This is a genomic window from Exiguobacterium sp. s191 (assembly GCF_018618955.1).
In the GTDB taxonomy this organism is placed as follows: Bacteria; Bacillota; Bacilli; order Exiguobacteriales; family Exiguobacteriaceae; genus Exiguobacterium_A; species Exiguobacterium_A abrahamii.
Genome location: NZ_JACSNC010000001.1, coordinates 1,507,088 through 1,527,458 on the forward strand (window position 1 = coordinate 1,507,088; position 20,371 = coordinate 1,527,458).

The following is a 20,371-nucleotide window of genomic DNA, read 5'->3' on the forward strand; positions in this document are numbered from 1 at the left end:
ATCTACCAAGAGAGTATATATGCTTTAGTCTTCGTAGCGAATCAATGAGAGAACGTCGTATCCTTCGAGTTTCTCACGTCCACCAAGACCATCGAGTTCAATCAAGAATCCGATTCCGGCAACCGTTCCGCCTAATTTTTCAATCATTTGGATCGTCGCTTCGATCGTACCACCTGTTGCAAGCAAGTCGTCAAGGATGACGACGCGTTGTCCTGGTTGAATCGCATCTTCATGCATCGTCAAGACGTCTTTTCCGTACTCAAGACCATACTCGACACGGACTGTCTCACGTGGTAACTTTCCTTCTTTACGGACAGGTACGAATCCGATCTCCATCGCGTAAGCGGCTGGGCAACCAACGACGAATCCACGTGCTTCTGGACCCGCGATGACATCAGCACCTTTACTGCGTGCATATTCGACGAGTGCATCAACCGATTGTTTGTACACTGGTCCGTTCTGCATGAGTGATGTGATGTCTTTGAAACTGATTCCTTCTTTCGGCCAGTTTTCGACCTCTTTTATATGCTGTTTGAACTCCATGTCTTTTCCTCCTGCTTCGCCGCTTCTACCAAAGTATCAAAACGCTCTTTCAACTGAGCGAGTGACGAATAAATGTATTGTTGCTCGAGCTCTTGACGCGCTTCATGACGCTGATACGTCGGAGCTTCCGTCAGATCTCGTTTTGCAGCATTTGGGTTCACACCCGGCAGCCCGTCCTCCATTGTAACAAGAAAATCAAGTTCCGAGAATACCGAATGCATAAAGTTAATCGATCGTTTCGTCCATTTTCGCGATTTCGACAAACGTACGAGACCAATCCGGAGCTCGTCACGTGGACATTTCGCGAAATACTGGAAGTAATGCTTGAAGTCCTCGCGCGACGGAATCGTCTCAAAATAATAGCCCTCATCCTTAAAGGCACAATAAATCCGCTCTGCCTGTTGGACATATGGATAAAATGCCGCTTCTTCTTCCGGTAGATCGAGAAAGACGATATTTTGACGGATCGGACCGTTCAACGGACGTTCCGCGTACTTCTCCTTCACCTCATCGGTAAAGGCGACGAACGTCGTCGTCTCATGCGGTAAGGCGAATAGTTCGCTCAGCGGGCGCTTACCCCCACGGTAATCAAATACTTGGACATCTTCGACAGCGACATCTTGAATCATCAATTGTGGTTTACGGAACCCATTCCACTCATTGATGTTCAGACTGCCCATCAAGTGAATCTCCGATAATGTCGAGACTTCATCGACGAGGTCGCCGAAGCCGAAGCCGATCGCATCGAGTTCCTTCCCGTCGCCTGATAATAGTGCTTTGACATGCGTCAAATCACGACCGATCCGTTTCATGTCACGGATCTTCGCTTGCTCGATGACGATTCGTGGCGCAGGATTTCCCATCCCGAACGGCGCGAGTCGCTGAATATCCTCAATCAACTGAATCGAGACATTGCTGACCTGTAGACGTAAATCGACATCGATTGTCGCGATGAAGGCATCGTCTGGCAACGTACTGGCTTGTTCATTCAAACGTTGACGTAACGCCTCGACGTCATCAGAAGAGAGCGTCATACCAGCAGCAGCGGGATGGCCTCCGAAATGCGGCAAGATATCTTCACATTTCGTCAGTTCAGCGAAGAGATCGAAGGCAGGGATTGAACGTCCAGATCCTTTCGCTGTTCCTTTTTCAGCATCGTGACACAGCATGATGACGGGACGATGATATTTTTCAACGAGTCGCGAGGCAACAATCCCGACGACACCTGGATTCCAGTCTGCCGCATCGACGACGAGCACGCGGTCCTCTTTAAAACGTTCTTCGACAAGCGCCGTTGCTTCCTCTGCAATCTGCTTGACGATATCTTGACGTTGTTTATTTTGTTGGTCGAGTTGTTTCGCGAGATGAAGTGCCTCGTCCTTGCTTTCCGCTAGTAACATCTCAAGCGCTGGCATCGCCGAATCCAGACGACCTGCCGCATTGATCCGCGGACCGAATGCAAATCCGACCGATTCTTCCGTCAGTTCGTCTTCCGTCAAACTACAGACGTCACGTAACGCAAGGATACCCGGACGTTCACTTGCATTCAGCGCCTCGATGCCGCGAATCGCAAGCAACCTGTTCTCTCCGACGAGCGGTACGAGATCGGCGATCGTTCCGAGCACGGCAAGATCAAGTAACTCGACGGGTTCACGGTCAAGCAGTGCATGCGCGACTTTAAAAGCAACGCCTGCCCCAGCAAGCTTCGAGAACGGATATGCTGGATCGACACCTGGATGTATCAAGGCGAAAGCATCGGGTAACGTCTCTTTTGCTTCGTGGTGATCGGTGATGATTAAATCAACCCCGAGTTCCTTCAGGACATCGGCTTCATGAATACCGGAAATCCCGCAGTCGACCGTGATGACGAGGCTGAAGCCTTCTTCTGCAGCCCAGCGAAACGCGGCTTCGTTTGGTCCATAGCCTTCCGTGAATCGGTTCGGGATATAACACTCTGCCATTCCTCCGATTTCAATCAAGGCATGCCATAGAATCGCAGCGGAACTCACGCCGTCGACGTCATAATCACCATAAATCAAAATCATTTCGCCTTCGTTGACGGCACGTTGAATCCGTTCGACGACTTTTGGCATGTCTTTAAAAGCAAATGGATCATGAAATGCCATTTGATCGGTTTCTAAAAAATCACGGGCTGCTTCACGAGTCGTGAATCCCCGTTGGACAAGTAGTTGTGCGACGTGCGGTGAGATCGTGCCATCCGCCGTCAATTGTTCGATTTGTTCTGAATCGATGACTTTATCAAGCCATGTTTTTTTAGCATGGTACATCTCAAACCCTCCAATCAACTTCCCCATTATAATAGAAAATCCGCACCAGCGATAGCTGATGCGGATACTCTTTTAAGAAGCACGTTTTGTCCGACCCAGTGTCCGACCTTTCATGACGAGCCAGAGTTGCGCGGCGATGAAGATCGAAGAATACATCCCCATGATCAACCCGACAAGCAAGGCAAGACTGAATCCACGGATCGCTTCGCTACCGAAGATGTAGAGCGCTGCTGCTGTCATGATGACCGTGACGACCGTATTGATCGAGCGGATGATCGTCTGTTGGATCGATTCATTGACGATATGCTGCAACTCATCAAATGAGACTTTCCGTCCACCTTTTTCAGCAAGTCCGAGATTTTCTCGTACCCTGTCGAAGGTAACGATCGTATCGTTGACGGAATATCCAATGATCGTCAAGACGGCTGCGATGAAGTACAGATTGACTTCGATCTGGAACAGCGAGAAGAAAGCAATGATCATCAACGCATCATGTAGCAATGCGAGTACTGTCGCAATCCCGTAGAGCGGTTGGAATCGGAACGAGACGTAGATGACGATCCCGAGTGACGCAAGTAAAACCGCATAAATCGCGTTACGCGCGATTTCCCGACCGACTTGTGCCGAAACTGTCGAGATACTCGGTTCTTTCTTGTATTCCGCTTCAACCGATTGTTTGATTTCAGAAATTTGTTCTTGGCTGAATTCACCAACGAACGTGACGTTCGCTAACTTTCCGCCTTGAGCGAATTGAATACCATCGATTTCTTCCGCATCAATCCCGGCATCTTCAATGACAGAGCGGACGTCCGCTTCCTTGATTTGATTCTCAGAAGAAATCTCGACGCGCGTTCCTTGCGTGAAGTCGATCCCGAGGTTCAGACCACGGAACGACAACAATAGGACCGACACGATGACAAGCGCGATCGTGATTGCGAAATAGATTTTACGATGTTTGACGTAATCGAATTTCGTAGGATTAAAGCTCACGGATTTCACTCTCCTTTACACCGAACCATGATTTCTTCTTATCGAACCATCGGCTACTGACAAGGAGTTGCATCAGGTAACGTGAGACAAAGACGTTCGTGACGAACGTGACGGCGATCGAAACCATCAACATGATGGCGAATCCTTTGACCGTACTTGTACCAAAGTAGTACAACACACCAGCAGAGATCAACGTCGTCAAGTTGGCATCAAGAATCGTACCGAACGAACGACGGTTACCGGCTTTGAATGCGGACAAGACGGATTTACCACTTCGTAATTCATCCTTGATCCGCTCAGCAGTGATGATGTTCGCATCGACCGCCATCCCGACTCCAAGAACGAGTGCCGCAATCCCCGGTAACGTGAGGACGGCATTGATCCCGTTAAAGAAGATCATGACGAGATAGATGTAGAACAGTAATGTAATGATCGAAACGAATCCAGAGATCCGGTAGAACAAGAGCATGAACAAGAAGACCGCAGCTACACCAATCGCTGACGCGAACAATGTTTGATCAAGTGCATCCTGTCCAAAAGCAGCAGAGACCGACGTCGAGTAAATCTCCTCGAGTTTGACCGGTAATGCGCCGGCGTTTAGGATCGATGATAATTGTTTCCCGTACTCGGCATCGATATCGCCACCAGAAATGATCGCTTTATCCGAATTGATCGGTTGTGTGACCGATGCATCCGAGACGATCTTCGAGTTTGCTTTTTGAATTTCTTTTTCATACGAATCGCCTTTCTCGTAATCGAGCCAGATGACGAGACGATTCGCAGGTGGTTGCATTTGTGAGACTTTTTGTGTCACTTCATAGAATTTCTCTTTTGATTTCATCGTCAACTCGACGAGTGGTTCATTCGTGTTCGGATCATACCCGACTTTTGCCCCTTTGGCTTTTAAGTCTGATCCATCAAGCAACAACTTATCGTTGATGTCACGGAATGACAATTGTGCTGTCGAAGATAGGATTTGACGCGCTTCCGTCTGATCCTTGACGCCAGCAAGCTGAACGCGAATCCGGTTATCGCCTTCGATCCGGATATCTGGTTCAGAGACACCGAGGACGTTGACACGGTTCTCGATTGCCGTCAGCGTCGCACTCATCGCATTTTGATCGATGACGTCTCCTTCTTTCAGCGGTTGTACTTCATACAAGACTTCGAAGCCACCCTTAAGGTCAAGGCCGAGCTTCGTATCCTTCAACAACCATGACGATGTCGTACCAATCAGTACGAGCAACGCGATGACGACGATGAAGAATGTGGCAAGTTTCCCTTTCTTGATCATGCTACATTGTCCTTTCTCTAGTTCCCAGTATATTTTCAGACAACTTTGTTCTCCTACCCTAGCTTACAAAAGAAATGGTAATCTTAGCAAACGTTTTTCTCATATATAAACAGAAAAGACGCTCCGGAATCCGGAAAGCGCCTTTTCAATGCCTTATTCGACAGTTTCGTCGTCCATGACAGTCGTTGATTTTTTCGTCACTTCTGCGACAGCACTTCGGTTGAATGTCAATTGTGCATTACCTGACTTCAATGTCACCGTCATGTCGTCAACTTTTTGGACAACCCCGTGAAGACCACCGATCGTAACGATCGAGTCGCCGCGTGAGAGTTCATTTTGCATCTGACGCACTTGCTTCTGGCGTTTGTTCTGTGGACGGATCAACAAGAAATAGAACACCACGAAGATCAAGATCATCGGGAGGAATGTGATTAAGCCTTCCATCTGATTCAGCTCCTTTATCATTCAAATCACGTTCATTATACCGTGAAAGAATTGATTTGTCAGACGATTTGTTAGAAATTCTTTGCGTTCGGTAAATTGTAACCGTATTCTTCGAAGAATTCTTCCTTGAAATCGAGCAGACGATCCTCACGAATCGCTTGGCGAACGCCTTCCATCAACTTGACGAGGAAGTGAAGATTGTGTGTCGAACACAGATGCAGACCGAACGTTTCTTGCGCACGGATCAAGTGATGGATGTACGAACGCGAGTAGTTCTTACACGCGTAGCAATCACATTTCTCATCGAGCGGACGGAAATCACGTGCATACTTCGCGTTCCGGACGACGAGACGTCCTTGTGATGTCATCAATGTGCCGTTTCGTGCGATCCGTGTCGGTAAGACACAGTCAAACATATCGATTCCGCGGATCGCACCCTCGATCAATGCGTCCGGTGAACCGACGCCCATCAAATAACGTGGTTTGTCTTCCGGCATGAGTGGTGTCGTGAATTCGAGCGCACGGTACATGACGTCTTTTGGCTCTCCGACTGATAGACCACCGACCGCATAACCAGGGAAATCAAGGGCAACGAGGTCTTTTGCACTTTGACGACGTAAGTCTTCGTATTCTCCACCTTGGATGATACCGAACAGCGCTTGATCGTGTGGACGTTCATGCGCAGCAAGACAACGTTCTGCCCAGCGGCTCGTTCGTTCGACGGATGCTTTCATGTACTCGTGAGAAGCTGGGTACGGTGGGCACTCATCAAACGCCATCATGATATCTGAACCGAGTGCATTTTGAATTTCCATCGCTTTTTCCGGTGACAAGAACAATTTGTCCCCGTTCAAGTGGTTACGGAAATGAACACCCTCCTCAGAAATGTTCCGAAGGTCAGCAAGTGAGAAGACTTGGAAACCACCTGAGTCCGTCAGAATCGCGCCATCCCAGTTCATGAATTTATGCAGACCGCCCGCTTCCTTGATGACATCATGTCCTGGACGCACCCAGAGGTGGTACGTGTTCGCGAGGATGATGTTCGCGTTCATGTCCTTGATTTGTTCCGGTGCCATCGTCTTGACCGTCGCTTGCGTTCCGACCGGCATGAAGACCGGTGTTTCGAAACTACCGTGCGGCGTGTGGACGATTCCTAACCGCGCTCCGGATTGTTTACATGTCTTGATATGTTCGTATGTTACCGCGTGTTTTGTCATTAGTTTCGTTCCTCTCTCGTTAAGAACATCGCATCACCGAAGCTAAAGAAACGATAGCCGTTCGCGACTGCTTCTTCGTAGGCGTGCAAAATGTGTTCCCGTGTCGATAACGCGGACACGAGCATGATCAATGTTGATTTCGGTAAGTGGAAGTTCGTGATCAGACCATCAATCCCTTTGACTTCCTGACCCGGGAAGATGAAGATGTCCGTCCAGCCCGTTGCTTCGACGAAGTCGCCGTGGTCACGAATGACCGTTTCAAGCGTCCGTGTCGATGTCGTTCCGACCGCGATGATCCGTCCGCCTTGTTTCCGTGTTTCGCGTAGCAAAGCAGCTGAACTTTCCGGCAGTTCATAGTACTCACTGTGCATCTTGTGACTATCGACGTCGTCGACCGAGACAGGACGGAATGTGCCAAGTCCAACGTGTAACGTCAACGGTGCGATCCGGACGCCTTTTGCTTGAAGCGCTTCGAGCAATTCCGGTGTGAAATGCAGACCAGCCGTCGGTGCTGCCGCACTTCCGCGTTCTCGAGCATACACCGTCTGGTAACGATCTTGATCCTCGAGTTGTTCATGAATGTACGGTGGCAGTGGCATCGTTCCGAGTTGGTCAAGCACTTCATAGAAAATGCCGTCATAGAAAAACTTCAGGATTCGTCCCCCGTCTTCAAGTGCTTCGACACACTCAGCACGGAGTAACCCGTCACCAAACGACAAAATCGTTCCTGGTTTAACGCGTTTTGCCGGTTTCGCAAGTGTTTCCCAGACATCGTCACTCGTCTGCTTCAAGAGTAACAATTCGATTTTCCCACCCGTCTCTTCCTTCACACCAAAAAGACGTGCTGGTAAGACTTTCGTATCATTGATGACGAGTGTATCGCCTTCGCGGAAGTGGTCGACGATATCATGGAAGTGCTGATGCTGAATCGCACCTGTCTCCCGATTGAGAACCATCAATTTCGAACTCGTCCGGTCGAGCAATGGCACTTGGGCAATTTGTTCTTCTGGTAAATGAAAATCAAATAAGTTTACATCCATTGGTTCAATTTCCTTCTTTCAGTCCTAAATGTTGGCGAGCGAACGGTGTTAAGACACGTCCGCGCGGGGTACGTTGTAAAAAGCCTTGTTGCAGTAGATATGGTTCATACACATCCTCGATCGTCTGCGCATCTTCACCGATCGTCGCTGCGATCGTCTCGAGACCAACCGGACCACCGGCAAATCGTTCAGCAAGCGATCGTAGTAAACGATGGTCGACATCGTCGAGCCCTAGTGCATCGACATGCAAACGATCAAGCGCACTTGTCGCGAGCACAGCATCGATCTCGGTTTGATGGGCTACTTGAGCGAAGTCACGGACACGCCGTAACAACCGATTCGCGACACGTGGTGTTCCGCGTGAACGGAGTGCGATCGCTTCTGCAGCGAGACGATCCGCTTCGAATCCGAACAATCGCGACGTCCGGGTCACGATGGCAGACAACTCTGACATCGTATAATATTCAAGCTTCAGCGTCACGCCAAAACGATCACGGAGCGGTGCCGATAACATCCCGGCACGTGTCGTTGCACCAACGAGCGTAAACGGTGGTAAATCAATGCGGACACTGCGGGCGAGTTCCCCTTGACCGATGACGATATCGAGACAATAATCCTCCATCGCCGGATACAGAATCTCTTCGATTGATCGACTCAATCGATGAATCTCGTCGATGAAGAGGACATCACCCGGTTCCAGTGATGAAAGGATTGCCGCTAGATCACCCGGTCGTTCGATTGCAGGACCGGCTGTCGTCTTGATGCCGACTCCCATCTCGTTCGCGATGATCGTCGCAAGCGTCGTCTTCCCAAGACCCGGAGGACCATAGAGAAGCACGTGATCGAGTGTTTCCTGACGAATTTTTGCCGCCTCGATGAAGACACTCAAGTTTCCCTTAGCTTTCTCCTGCCCGATATATTGCTCGAGCGTCTGAGGACGCAGGCTCCACTCTTCTTGATCTTCCGCATGGGCGGATTCTGACAAAATGCGCTCTTCCATGTCCTCACCTCACATTCAATAACAACTGGAGTGCCCGTTTGACATATTGATCCGTCGACAGGACTTCTGCCTGCAACGCTTTTTTGACTTTCTCGACTTCTCGGTCACTGTAACCTAGCGCCGTCAAGGCTTCACAAGCTTCATTCAATTCAGCATTGCCTTGTGCGAACAAGCCTTCGCTCGGTACGTAATCCGGTGCGAGCTCGGCTAACTTTCCTTTTAGGTCGAGTGTCATTTGTTTTGCTGTTTTCTTGCCGACCCCCGGGAACTTGACGAGATAACTTTCTTTCTCTTGTTCAATCGCTTCAACGAGCGCATCGACATTCCCTGATGCGACGATTGCAAGCGCTCCTTTAGGTCCGATTCCTGTGACACCGAGCAACTTCGTGAACAAGGCACGCTCACGACGGGAACGGAATCCAAATAAGACTTCTTGGTCCTCACGGACATAATGATACGTATATACGATGATCTGTTCGTCTCCGGTCCGATAAAAAAACGGGTTCGGTGCTACGATCTTGTAGCCAATCCCGCCAACTTCTACCGTCACGAATTCCGCACAGACATAAGCGACTTCGCCGCGTACGAATTCTATCAATGTGGAACGCTCCCATCTTTAAACAAACTCTCGTGTTATTGTAGCATACATCTTCGTTTGGCTTCAAAGCGTTCTTCAGCAAAAATCAATACATATGTTCGCTCTCTCAAACAGAAGACAAAAAAGCGTGATCGTTCGAACGACCACGCTCTCCCCTTTATTTTTATGAACGCGCAAGCATCCGTTCGAGTGCCAACACGGCATGCCGCGTCGTCTCCGCGTCGACTGTAATGACGTTGACCGGCTCACCGGCTTCGACTTGTTCGAGCGCCCACGCTAAGTGCGGTAAGTCGATCCGGTTCATCGTCAGACACGGACACATGAATGGATTGAGCGACACGATATCGAGTTCCGGATGCGTCGTCGCGAGTCGATTGACGAGATTCATCTCTGTTCCGATTGCCCACTTCGTTCCGGGAGCAGCCTGTTCGATTTGTTGAATGATGTACGCAGTTGACCCGTTGAGATCTGACGCCGTCACGACTTCATGCGAACATTCCGGGTGAACGAGAATCTTTCGCTCCGGATCCGTCTTGCGAAACTGTTCAATCTGACCGACCGTGAATTTCTCATGGACTGAGCAGTGTCCTTTCCATAAGATGACGCGGACGTCCTGGTCTTCCCCGTCAAAAACGAGTTCGTCCTTGATCGGATCCCAAATCGCCATCTGTTCTAACGGAATTCCGAGTGCGTGCGCCGTATTGCGACCGAGGTGTTGATCCGGCAGGAAGAATAAGATGTCGCGTTCAGCAAGCGCCCATTGGACCATCTGGACAGCGTTTGATGACGTCACCGTCGCCCCACCATGACGACCAACGAACGCTTTGATGGCTGCCGTCGAATTGACATACGTCAACGGTAAGATCGACTCCCCGAACCGTTCCGTCAAGATCGTAAAAGCACGCTCCGTTTGTGTGTCATTCGCCATATCCGCCATCGAACAACCAGCACGCATGTCAGGCAAAACGACCGTATGTGACGCATCGGTCAACATGTCTGCCGTCTCTGCCATGAAGTGGACACCACAAAAGACTGTATATTCCGCTTCTGTCATCTGCTTCGCGACTTGCGCGAGCTGGAGCGAATCTCCCGTCGCATCCGCGAACTGGACGACTTCATCCTTTTGGTAGTGGTGGGCAGGTAAGAACAAGCGACTGCCCATCCGTGCTTTGACCCCTTCGATGATCGCGATCAAGTCTGCTTCTGTTTGCTGTAAGTACGACGCCGGAATTCCCTCGTGACGTAATAGATCAAATGGCATCTTTTTTTCCTCCTTCGATTTTCATGCTGATATCAAGTGCTGTTGCTGAATGGGTGAGTGCCCCGAGTGAGATGACGTCTGCTCCGCTATCCGCGAAGTCTGATAACGTGTCTATCGTGATCCCGCCGGATAACTCGACCGTGATATGCGGTGGAATCAATTGCCGGAGTTGTTTGATTTCTGCTGGTGTCCGATTATCGAGCATGATGATATCGACTTCTGCAGCCACTGCCTCGAGCACTTCCACTTCCGTCTCGACTTCGACTTCGATTGGTGTCGTATGACCTGCGACACGTTTTGCTCGTACCACCGCCTCTGTGATCGATCCCGCGACCGTGATGTGGTTATCCTTGATCATGACAGCGTCATCGAGTCGTCCGCGATGACTATAGCCACCCCCGACGCGAACGGCGTGTTTTTCGAGCATTCGTAACCCTGGGGTCGTCTTTCGTGTATCCGTGATTCGGATTCGTCCTGCTGCTACCTCGACCGCTTGACGTGTCTTCGTCGCAATCCCGGATAAGCGTTGCACTAGGTTCAAGGCGACCCGTTCTCCGCTTAAAATGTCCTGTAACGAACCAGACCACTCGGCAAGGAGTGTTCCTCGCGTGACGATCGTTCCTTCCGCTACATGAATCGTAACGTCGACTTGTAAGAGATGTGCCATCTCCCGAATGATGTCGACTCCGCAAAAGACACCGTCTTCCTTTGCTAGAAAACGACCGGTCCCGCGTTCTTGTCCCGTCAGACATCCTTCACTTGTGATATCCCACTGTCCGATGTCCTCGATTAAAAATGCTTCCAGTTGTTGCCGTAACTGCCACTTGTTCAATGTTCTCATCCTCTCCTGTCAACCGACTTCGCGCCCCTTCAAGCAACAGACATGCCGTTACGTGACGTAATCGATTCTCTTCTGCTTCCTGTCCGGATTCGTCTAATGTCCAGCTTTTTAACTCTTCTAAACTATCTTCTATTTGCTTAACATCCATTTCGACACCAATGACCTGTGATAGACGGTCTGTCACGGAACGAAGTGTTCCCGGGCGTCGTTTGACTTGTTTGACTGAAAGTTCCGGTAACAACTCGAGCTGTTCTGCTACTGCTTTCCCCATGACAACACATTCAAGGAGCGAGTTCGACGCCAGACGATTTCGACCGTGAAGTCCAATCGATGCTGTCTCACCGACCGCGTATAGTCCTTCGACATGCGTCTGCCCCGTCAGATCCGTTTCGATCCCACCCATCAAGAAATGGATGCCTGGTGCAATTTCAACGAGATCCGGATTTATGTTCAGTTTTTCACATTTTTCAACAAACGTTGGAAACCGTTTCGTCCGGTCGACGACGTTTGACGTATCGAGATAGACCGGTTCACATTTTCGCACCTCATGGATTCGTTTTGCGACTTCATCTCGCGCCGCTAAATCTTGCATCGGATGATCCGCCATGACCCGGTCACCATTTTTCGTTACAAGCGTCGCTCCTGCACCTCGTAGTGCTTCCGTGATCAAACCTTCCGAGCGACCAGCATGAACGAGTACCGTCGGATGATGCTGGATATAACCGAGATCACGAATCGTCGCTCCCGCTTCAAAAGCGAGTGCAATCCCGTCTCCTTGAATCAAAGGGTCATTCGTCGACGCCGCGAATAATCCACCCACTCCACCGGTCGCGAGAATCGTCGCGCGCGCCACAATCTCGATCGGCTCCCCATGGCTATATCCGACTGCACCAACTACCTGCCCATTTACTTGAATCAACTCTGTGATACGCGTCTGCTCGAGAATCGGAAATGGTACTTGCGGCATCAACGTCTCCATGATCCGTTTACCAGTCTCGTCCCCGCCAGAGTGATAAATCCGCGGCAAACGATGTGCTCCTTCACGACCGAGCAAAAACTCTCCCTCGGATTGATCGAATGGAACGCCTTGTCGTAACAAGAATTCCATCGCCTCGGTTCCCGATCGGGTAACGTAATCGACGACGGACGGACTGATACGCCCTTTTGCTGCTTGGCACGTATCTTCAAAGTGACCACGATGATTGACTTCTGCATAAGCGGAAGCAATCCCACCTTGTGCTCGAACGGAATTTGTCTCAAACCGCGTGCCTTTTGTGACAAGCAACGCTTCCGTTCCAGGTGGAAGATGCAGGGCAACCGAAATCGCAGCAAGTCCTGTTCCAATGATCAACACATCCGTCTCAAGTCTTTTATGTAAAGACATATGTTTTACACCTCTATATCTAAATGTTTACTATTGACTTGACAATAAGTTTGGCATACTTTTAGCTGAGTGACAAGACGAAAGGACAGGATTTTTTCATGATCTATCTCGATTACGCAGCGACGACTCCGCTGCATCCACAAGCACTCGATCATTATCAACAAGCCGCTCAGTCGTTCTACGGCAACAGTTCTTCTCTTCATGACATCGGTGGGAACGCTGAACGTTTACTCGAACGCGCCCGTCAGTATCTGATGCAACAATTGGCTCAACAAGAAGGAACCGTCATCTTTACAGGGAGCGGATCTGAAGCAAACTACATCGCGTTGACCCATCTGATGCGACAGAGTAACAAATCAGTTGTCTTGACACTTCGATGTGAACACGACTCGGTCTTGCTTCCGCTTGCGCGCTGGGCACAAGAAACACGGCACCTTTCTTTATTACCGGACGGAACGTTCGATTGGGAACAATTCATCGCAGCTTGTACGGATGAAATCGGTGTTGTCTCGATTCAACATGTCAATTCGGATACCGGTTTTCGTTTTCCGGTCGAACGGATTGCAGCATATTGTCAGTCGCGTGAGATTCTGTTTCATTGCGATGGTGTCCAAGGATTTTTAAAAGATGCAATCAACATCGACGCTTTTGATGCCTACACGATTAGTAGTCATAAAGTATATGGACCAAAAGGATTGGGTGCCCTGTATTTGCGGCGTCCTCTCTTCAGCCCTTATTACGAGGGACACCACGAATTCGGAATCCGTCCAGGCACAGTGGACGTTCCAGGAATTGCCGCGTTCATCGCTGCCTGTGAAGCGTCTCGATTAGAAAATCCAGGAATCCAAGCTTCAAGCCGTCGATTTCGTGGTATGCTAAAAAAAACATTGTCTTCGTCTCGTTACACGATGATTGAGTCGCCAACGCAACTCGCTTCCATCTGCGCCATCCATACGAAGCAACGGGACGGTCAATACGCGTTGCTCGCCTTGAATCGTGCTGGAATCGCGGTTTCCGCCGGTAGTGCCTGCCGGGCTGGAGAAAATGGTCCGAATGCGACATTACGTGCCATCGGCTTTGATGAATCAGCGGCTCATGGGTTGATTCGACTTAGTTTTGGAAGACACACGACGAACGAAGAAATCGAACAGTGCATCGATGTGTTGAACACAATTTCATGACACTGGAGAAAGGTAGGAGACATGATGGGGAAACGCATCTCCGGAGAAGAACGCCGGAAATCATTACTTCGTATGATTGAGGAAAGTGAGCAACCTGTCACAGGAACGGCACTGGCGAAACAAGCAGGCGTCAGTCGTCAAGTGATCGTGCAGGATTTATCCTTGTTAAAGGCAAAAGGATATCCTGTCATCGCGACAGCTCGTGGTTATTTGATCAATGATCCGGAAGTCGACGGATCGAAATTACGTCGCAAGATCGTTTGCCGTCACGGCATCGATCAATTAAAGGATGAGTGTGACGCCATCGTTGACGAAGGGGTCGTCGTCCGCGATGTCATCATCGAACATCCCGTCTACGGCTTCATCACTGGAGAGTTGATGCTGAAAAGCCGTCGGGATGTCCGCGTATTACTCGAGCAACTAAAGGAGACGCAAGCTACTCCGCTCTCAAGCCTGACGGACGGAGTCCATATTCATACGCTGGAAGCGGATCATGAAGACGCACTGGAAGCCGCCATTGCGAAACTCGATCGTCTCGGAATTCTCGTTTCGGAGCTCGATGTCTGAACATACAAAAACCGCCTATTCCTAGGGAATAAGCGGTTTTTTTATCGTTCAATCGGTTCAAGTCGTGTCTCCGGCATCGTAGATGGCGGATCGAACGTTGCTAAGACTTTGCGGACGCGTCGGTTTTCGATATGCAAGACGGTCAACGTGACACGTTCATAACGCATCGCCGTTCCGACGTCCGGCAATTGTCCGCTCTCCTCCATGATCCATCCCCCAAGTGACTGGGCATCGGTGTCTGGCATTTTCAATTGAAATTGCTGACAGAAGTCTTCAATGTCATACTCTGCTAGACATTCGTATTGCTCTGGACCAATCCGTTTCGTATATTCCAATGATTCATCGTGTTCATCCCAAATCTCCCCGACGATTTCTTCTAAAATATCCTCAAGGGTGATCAGACCTGCCGTTCCTCCGAATTCATCAAGGACAACTGCCATGTGGGACTGTTTGACTTTGAGTTCCGGTAATAAATCCATCAATCGTGTCTGTGGTACGACGAACGATACCGGTCGAATCCATTCTCGGATATCAACGGAGCCGTTCTTCACGTATGCACGCAGAAAGTCCCGCTCCGATAATACACCGATGACGTGATCAATCGAATCTTTATAGACCGGTAGACGAGAATAGCCACCCTTCTGAACCTCTGCAAGGATGTCTTCAAGCCGCGCATCAATATCAATTGCCTGAATATCCATGCGAGGTGTCAGCGCATCCTCGACCGTCACATGTTGAAAATCAACCGCTTGGTGAACGAGTTCCGCCTCTGCAAGCCCCATGATCCCCTCTTCCTGACTGATATCAACAAGTGCCTTGAGTTCCTGTTCGGTCACGAGCGGTCCTTTCGGATCTGCTCCAATCAACCGAAGCGCCAACTGACGTAAGCGAAGTAACAGAAAAACGAGCGGTCGAAAGCACAGTAAGAAGAAACGAAGCGGACGTCCGATCAATAACACGTAACGTTCCGTATGCTCACGGGCATACGACTTCGGAATCAATTCTCCAAACAATAGCAACAAAAAGAACAGCGCGAGAAAGGCAACGGTTTGTGTTGCGATCGTCTCGACGAACTGGATGATCCACCAGCCACCAAATAAGATAAAGGCGACGTTGACGATCGTATTCCCAATCAAAATCGAAGTCAGTGTCTCTTCGTAGCGTTGAAGTAAGCGAAATACACGGGACGCACGCGCGTCTCCTGCTTCCGATTGGTGCAACAACCGCAACCGATTGACACTCGCGAGTGCCGTCTCGGCTGAGGAAAAGAACGCGGATAACATGAGAATCGGAATTAACCAAACGACTGAAATCATGGGCAATGGGTCCACGATGCTTTCACACTCCGTTTCCTAATGGAATGAACCGCTTAGAATGATGACTCGACGAATTCGAACTCGAAATCACGGATTCGAACGACGTCGCCGTCAATCGCACCAAGACGACGCAACTCTTCGTCGACACCCATTTGACGCAGTGTCCGAGCGAAACGTTTAATCGATTCTTCACGCATGAAGTTCGTCATCGTGAAGAGTTTTTCGATGCGTGGTCCTTTGATGACGAAGCAATCGTCTTCATCTTTCGTGATCGTAAAGCCAGCTTCTGGTGCTTCGTAACCGTAGACGACACGTGGTGTCGCTGTTTTCTCTTCGAGTTCCTCAAGACCGAATTCCGGAGTTGCATCGACGAGGTCAGCGATTCGGAATAACAGATCGCGTAAACCTTGACGTGTTGCTGCTGAAATCTCGAATACTTCAAGCTCTGGGAAAGCTTCCTTGAAGGCTTCAAGATGTTCTGCCGCATCCGGCATGTCCATCTTGTTCGCGACGACGACTTGCGGACGTTCTGTTAAGCGGAGGTTATAGTCCGCGAGTTCTTTATTGATGATGTTGTAGTCTTCGATTGGATCGCGACCTTCCATCCCGCTCATGTCGATGACGTGGACGATGACTTTCGTCCGTTCGACGTGACGGAGGAACTGGTGACCGAGTCCGACACCTTCACTTGCACCTTCGATCAATCCTGGCAAGTCAGCCATGACGAAGCTTCGGCTATCTTCCGTTTCGACGACACCGATGTTCGGTGTGATCGTCGTGAAGTGATATGCGCCGATTTTCGGACGTGCGGCTGAAACGACGGATAACATCGTTGATTTTCCGACGCTCGGGAAACCGACGAGACCGACGTCTGCTAGCATCTTCAGCTCAAGTTTCAAGTACTTCTCTTCTCCTGGCTCACCGTTTTCCGCGTGCTCAGGTGCTGGGTTGGCTGGTGTCGCAAAACGTGTATTTCCACGTCCGCCACGTCCACCTTTTGCGACGATCGCTTGTTGTCCGTGATGGACGAGGTCAGCGATGACCGCATTCGTATCATCATCGTAAACGACCGTGCCGGGTGGAACCTTGACGATTAGATGCTCGGCTTTACGACCGTGCATCCCTTTTGACATACCGTTTTCACCTTGAACCGCTTTAAAGTGGCGTTTGTAACGGAAGTCCATCAATGTCCGAAGCCCTTCGTCGACTTCGAGGACGACGTGAGCCCCGTGACCACCGTCACCGCCGGCAGGACCGCCGTCCGGAACGTATTTCTCGCGACGGAACGCTACTTGCCCACGTCCTCCGTCACCTGCTTTTACATAAATATTTACCTGATCGACAAACATGTCGGATCCCTCCTCTTACTTCTCTTCCTCAAACGGAAGACTTTCAATCTCAATCACACACTCATTTTCCGTCTGCGACTCGATTTCCATCGGCGTCACTAGATCCTCAAGGCGCGACATATCTAGTAGATCCCGATAGATCTCGATGGTCACGCCCTCGTGGAAGGTCACGGATACTTCTCCTACTCCTACATCAATCATGGCGATGGCTGCTTCGACGAGTTGCTTCAGCCGCTCATCTTCCATGTGGGGTGCTCCGATGACATCATACGTCACAGTTTTGCCTGACCATTCAGCTTGCAGTAACGCCAGTGCGGTTTTCGGCAATCCGATTCGCGCTAGACGCCCTTCCCGTGATGCTTGCTCCCGGTACGCCGAACAGATCGACTCGACTGCTTGTTCGTCTCCGATCGCGCCATACGAACGGACGAGTTGTATCCGGTTCAACCACTCGTGACGAAGAGTCTTCAAAAGATCAAGTACCTGCTGTTCCTCCATCGGTCGTTCCCTCCTAAAAAAAACAGACCCTAACCCTCGAAAGTGGCTAGAGTCTGCTTCGTCGTTCCTTATGCTGGGTAAACGCTGACTTGTTTCTTGTCGCGTCCGAGACGTTCGAAACGAACGACACCAGTTGCAGTTGCGAAAAGTGTATCATCGCCACCACGTCCGACGTTCATACCTGGGTGAATCTTCGTACCGCGTTGACGGTAGAGGATTGAACCAGCAGAAACAGTTTGACCGTCTGCACGTTTCGCCCCAAGGCGTTTCGATTGCGAGTCACGACCGTTCTTTGTCGAACCTACCCCTTTTTTCGATGCGAAGAACTGAAGATTAAGTTTCAACATGTGGAATCCACCTCCTATACTTGTTCAAGTTGGATAAACTCACCGTAACTTTCAGCGATGGTACCAAGTTGGACCAAAGTCGCTTCCAGTAACAATTGGGTGCGCTCACTGACATCCGGTGCTAAGTCAGCGTACGGTTCTACATAAAAGTAGCCACCCTCTTGTTGTTCTGCCATTTCAAGGAGCAGGACCTGCCCGAGTAATGCTTCTATGGCATTGTATGCCCCGAAGATCACCGACGAGACGCCGGCACAGACAAGGTCGAGACCTGGTTCTGCGAACTCGGCATGTCCTGTCACTTCGATGGAGCGGACGAGTTCCGCTTCATCTCGTCGAATCTTGACACGTATCATGGCTTACGCTTCGATTTTCTCGATGCGGACCTTCGTGTAAGGTTGACGGTGACCTTGCTTACGACGGTAGTTCTTTTTCGCTTTCATTTTGAAGACAGTGATCTTTTTCGCGCGAGCGTGTTTGATGACCGTTGCTACGACCTTCGCACCTTCTACGAGTGGAGCGCCGACTTTAACATCGTCACCACCAAGGATCAATACTTCACCAAATTCAACTGTGCTGTCGACGTCTGCGTTTAATTTCTCAACGTAGATTTCTTGGCCAGCTTCGACTTTGACTTGTTTACCACCAGTTTTGATAATTGCGTACATTACGTGCACCTCCTCTTAGGAACTCAGACTCGCCATCACGGGCAGCGAATGCTTTAAAACCCGGTCTGTGCGGTTGTAGTCATTTGGGTGCTTCCAAACGAACTAACGTTATTCAGAATACCAAACGTTCTTCTACCTTGTCAATGCTGTTCTGAAGGATTATTCCGATCGCTTGATGAAATCGAGACAGTCCTGTGACGACCCCGTGAACAGGACCGCCGGATCGCCTTCGAGCACATGGACTTCGAGCGGTTGACGGGAGATGAACTCGTCTTGCAACAGATGCCGTGGTGCGCGAATCACGACCGCTTCCGCATAGGTCGCAATCTCAAGTAACTTCGGTTCAATCAAGCGATAGACACTCAATCGCGTCCACTGCCCGGATTCCTGTGAGCGTTCCTGTAGCGATTTCCCGTGACGTTGTCGTGTCAGTTCGCATAAGCCCATCTTCGTAAAGCCGTAGACTTCGATTTGTTTCGTCTCGAGCGCCGCCCGTTCTTTGAGGAGTTGTGTCACCCGTGTCTGACCTTTACTAGAGCCACGTAAAAAATCGATCGCAATCATACCGCTAATGTTGCGCAACCGTAATTGTCGCATGACTTCGACGGCAGCCGCTTCATTGATTTGATCAAACGTCCGCTTTTGTTCCTTGACGGAGATCGTCTTCCCACTGTTGACGTCGATGACAGTCATCGTCTCGACCTCTTCAATCAAGAGATACGCTCCCCCGTCAAGCCAGACGACCCGTTGCATCGCCTTCTCGATTGCGCCATCGATCGCTTCCATCTCAGGTAAGCGTCCTTTTCGTAGCGACCGTTCGACGGACAGACCAAGCAATTCCAGGCGTTCCTTTTCCTGACGCGTCATGACGAGCGCATCGGTGACATGCGGAAGTCGTTTGGCTTCCTGAACGATCAGTGCCTCGTCTTGTTCAAGACGCGGTGCCTGCATGAGTTCTTTATGTCGTGTCCGTAATGACTGAAGCTCTTGCTTCAATTCGTCAATTGATGCTTTTGCTGCCTCCGTCCGGTAGAGAATCCCCTCTTCGTCCGTCGTCGTCAATTGCTCCGCCAGTTGACGCTGAACGACGAGATCCAGCTTTCGACTGAAACGGATGCGCCGCCCGTACGGGAAATAAACGAGATAACGTCCACCATAGGTGATGTTCTGCGTCACTTTGTGTTGTTTCGGTGCCACTCCTTCCTTGACGACCTGGACGAGTAACGTCTGTCCGACCTGGACGGCTTGTCCGATCGTCGGTACGTCCGGATAGCGACGAAGTGCTTCCACCGTTTCATTCAGCGGTAAGTAAAGCGGTGTGCCGTCAGTCGCAATCAAAAAGGCTGCTCCGAGCGTCGGATGCAACCGGTCGACCTTGGCATAGACGAAAGTGCCAACCCGGATCTCGTCGCGCATCCGCTCATGATATTCAATTAATCGACCACCTTCGACCAATGCCAATCGTTCAAGCGAAGCGGTCTGTTCACTAATCCATCGCATACTGATCCCTCCAAAAAAATTAGACTAGGCGCGACGATGTCGTCCTAG

General features: G+C 50.1%; 19 protein-coding genes, 1 pseudogene and 1 other annotated feature. Of the genes and pseudogenes, 2 read left to right on the plus strand and 18 right to left on the minus strand.

What is annotated here, in order from left to right; genetic code table 11:
- Positions 1–24: 24 nt before the first annotated feature.
- The 11 genes and pseudogenes from KNQ09_RS08115 to KNQ09_RS08170 form a co-directional block, all read right to left on the minus strand.
- On the minus strand, positions 25–543 hold the full coding sequence (locus tag KNQ09_RS08115; RefSeq protein ID WP_023468928.1) for an adenine phosphoribosyltransferase: 519 nt from the start codon (positions 541–543) through the stop codon (positions 25–27).
- Positions 522–2,831: a single-stranded-DNA-specific exonuclease RecJ gene (recJ, locus tag KNQ09_RS08120; RefSeq protein WP_214858088.1), complete on the minus strand. Its 2,310-nt coding sequence runs from the start codon at positions 2,829–2,831 to the stop codon at positions 522–524. Before recJ ends, KNQ09_RS08115 begins: the two co-directional genes overlap by 22 nt.
- Positions 2,832–2,903: 72 nt before the next feature.
- Positions 2,904–5,115: pseudogene (secD, locus tag KNQ09_RS17435) on the minus strand (protein translocase subunit SecD).
- A 153-nt stretch (positions 5,116–5,268) separates the two neighbouring features.
- The gene (gene yajC, locus KNQ09_RS08135; protein WP_029342244.1) at positions 5,269–5,559 is read right to left on the minus strand and encodes a preprotein translocase subunit YajC; all 291 of its coding nucleotides are present in this window, start codon (positions 5,557–5,559) and stop codon (positions 5,269–5,271) included.
- Between the two features lie 71 nt (positions 5,560–5,630).
- Entirely contained in the window at positions 5,631–6,776 is a 1,146-nt protein-coding gene (gene tgt / locus KNQ09_RS08140) for a tRNA guanosine(34) transglycosylase Tgt (RefSeq protein ID WP_029342245.1), read from the minus strand.
- Positions 6,776–7,816 carry a tRNA preQ1(34) S-adenosylmethionine ribosyltransferase-isomerase QueA gene (gene queA / locus KNQ09_RS08145; protein WP_064299560.1) on the minus strand — a complete coding sequence of 347 codons (1,041 nt, stop codon included), beginning with the start codon at positions 7,814–7,816 and terminating at the stop codon, positions 6,776–6,778. Before queA ends, tgt begins: the two co-directional genes overlap by 1 nt.
- Before the next feature lie 4 nt (positions 7,817–7,820).
- A complete protein-coding gene (gene ruvB / locus KNQ09_RS08150; protein ID WP_023468935.1) occupies positions 7,821–8,816 on the minus strand; it encodes a Holliday junction branch migration DNA helicase RuvB in 996 nt (331 codons plus the stop codon).
- Positions 8,817–8,820: 4 nt separating this feature from the next.
- Positions 8,821–9,414 carry a Holliday junction branch migration protein RuvA gene (gene ruvA, locus KNQ09_RS08155; RefSeq protein WP_023468936.1) on the minus strand — a complete coding sequence of 198 codons (594 nt, stop codon included), beginning with the start codon at positions 9,412–9,414 and terminating at the stop codon, positions 8,821–8,823.
- 163 nt (positions 9,415–9,577) lie between these two features.
- Positions 9,578–10,675, minus strand: a complete 1,098-nt coding sequence (gene nadA, locus KNQ09_RS08160) for a quinolinate synthase NadA (protein ID WP_214858089.1) — start codon at positions 10,673–10,675, stop codon at positions 9,578–9,580.
- On the minus strand, positions 10,665–11,507 hold the full coding sequence (gene nadC / locus KNQ09_RS08165) for a carboxylating nicotinate-nucleotide diphosphorylase (protein ID WP_214858595.1): 843 nt from the start codon (positions 11,505–11,507) through the stop codon (positions 10,665–10,667). Before nadC ends, nadA begins: the two co-directional genes overlap by 11 nt.
- The gene (locus KNQ09_RS08170; RefSeq protein ID WP_214858091.1) at positions 11,431–12,900 is read right to left on the minus strand and encodes an L-aspartate oxidase; all 1,470 of its coding nucleotides are present in this window, start codon (positions 12,898–12,900) and stop codon (positions 11,431–11,433) included. Before KNQ09_RS08170 ends, nadC begins: the two co-directional genes overlap by 77 nt.
- Positions 12,901–12,998: 98 nt before the next feature.
- Here KNQ09_RS08170 and KNQ09_RS08175 point away from each other — a divergent pair, with 98 nt between their 5' ends.
- Both KNQ09_RS08175 and KNQ09_RS08180 read left to right on the plus strand, forming a co-directional pair.
- On the plus strand, positions 12,999–14,081 hold the full coding sequence (locus tag KNQ09_RS08175; protein ID WP_214858093.1) for a cysteine desulfurase family protein: 1,083 nt from the start codon (positions 12,999–13,001) through the stop codon (positions 14,079–14,081).
- Positions 14,082–14,102: 21 nt separating this feature from the next.
- Positions 14,103–14,648, plus strand: a complete 546-nt coding sequence (locus KNQ09_RS08180; RefSeq protein ID WP_251138113.1) for a transcription repressor NadR — start codon at positions 14,103–14,105, stop codon at positions 14,646–14,648.
- 41 nt (positions 14,649–14,689) lie between these two features.
- On the opposite strand, the gene KNQ09_RS08185 is transcribed toward KNQ09_RS08180, so the two are convergent.
- From KNQ09_RS08185 to KNQ09_RS08215, 7 genes are all read right to left on the minus strand, one after another.
- Complete coding sequence (locus tag KNQ09_RS08185; protein ID WP_251138114.1) at positions 14,690–15,964, minus strand: hemolysin family protein; 1,275 nt, start codon at positions 15,962–15,964, stop codon at positions 14,690–14,692.
- A 53-nt stretch (positions 15,965–16,017) separates the two neighbouring features.
- Positions 16,018–17,313: a GTPase ObgE gene (obgE, locus tag KNQ09_RS08190; protein WP_149427670.1), complete on the minus strand. Its 1,296-nt coding sequence runs from the start codon at positions 17,311–17,313 to the stop codon at positions 16,018–16,020.
- A 15-nt stretch (positions 17,314–17,328) separates the two neighbouring features.
- Positions 17,329–17,811 carry a Spo0B domain-containing protein gene (locus KNQ09_RS08195; protein WP_023468944.1) on the minus strand — a complete coding sequence of 161 codons (483 nt, stop codon included), beginning with the start codon at positions 17,809–17,811 and terminating at the stop codon, positions 17,329–17,331.
- A gap of 68 nt (positions 17,812–17,879) precedes the next feature.
- Positions 17,880–18,158, minus strand: a complete 279-nt coding sequence (gene rpmA / locus KNQ09_RS08200) for a 50S ribosomal protein L27 (protein ID WP_012370976.1) — start codon at positions 18,156–18,158, stop codon at positions 17,880–17,882.
- 14 nt (positions 18,159–18,172) lie between these two features.
- Positions 18,173–18,511 carry a ribosomal-processing cysteine protease Prp gene (locus KNQ09_RS08205; RefSeq protein ID WP_023468945.1) on the minus strand — a complete coding sequence of 113 codons (339 nt, stop codon included), beginning with the start codon at positions 18,509–18,511 and terminating at the stop codon, positions 18,173–18,175.
- Positions 18,512–18,514: 3 nt separating this feature from the next.
- A complete protein-coding gene (rplU, locus tag KNQ09_RS08210) occupies positions 18,515–18,823 on the minus strand; it encodes a 50S ribosomal protein L21 (protein ID WP_012370978.1) in 309 nt (102 codons plus the stop codon).
- 15 nt (positions 18,824–18,838) lie between these two features.
- Positions 18,839–18,908 (minus strand) — a sequence feature (ribosomal protein L21 leader region).
- A 74-nt stretch (positions 18,909–18,982) separates the two neighbouring features.
- Entirely contained in the window at positions 18,983–20,323 is a 1,341-nt protein-coding gene (locus KNQ09_RS08215) for a ribonuclease E/G (protein WP_064299552.1), read from the minus strand.
- Positions 20,324–20,371 lie beyond the last annotated feature (48 nt).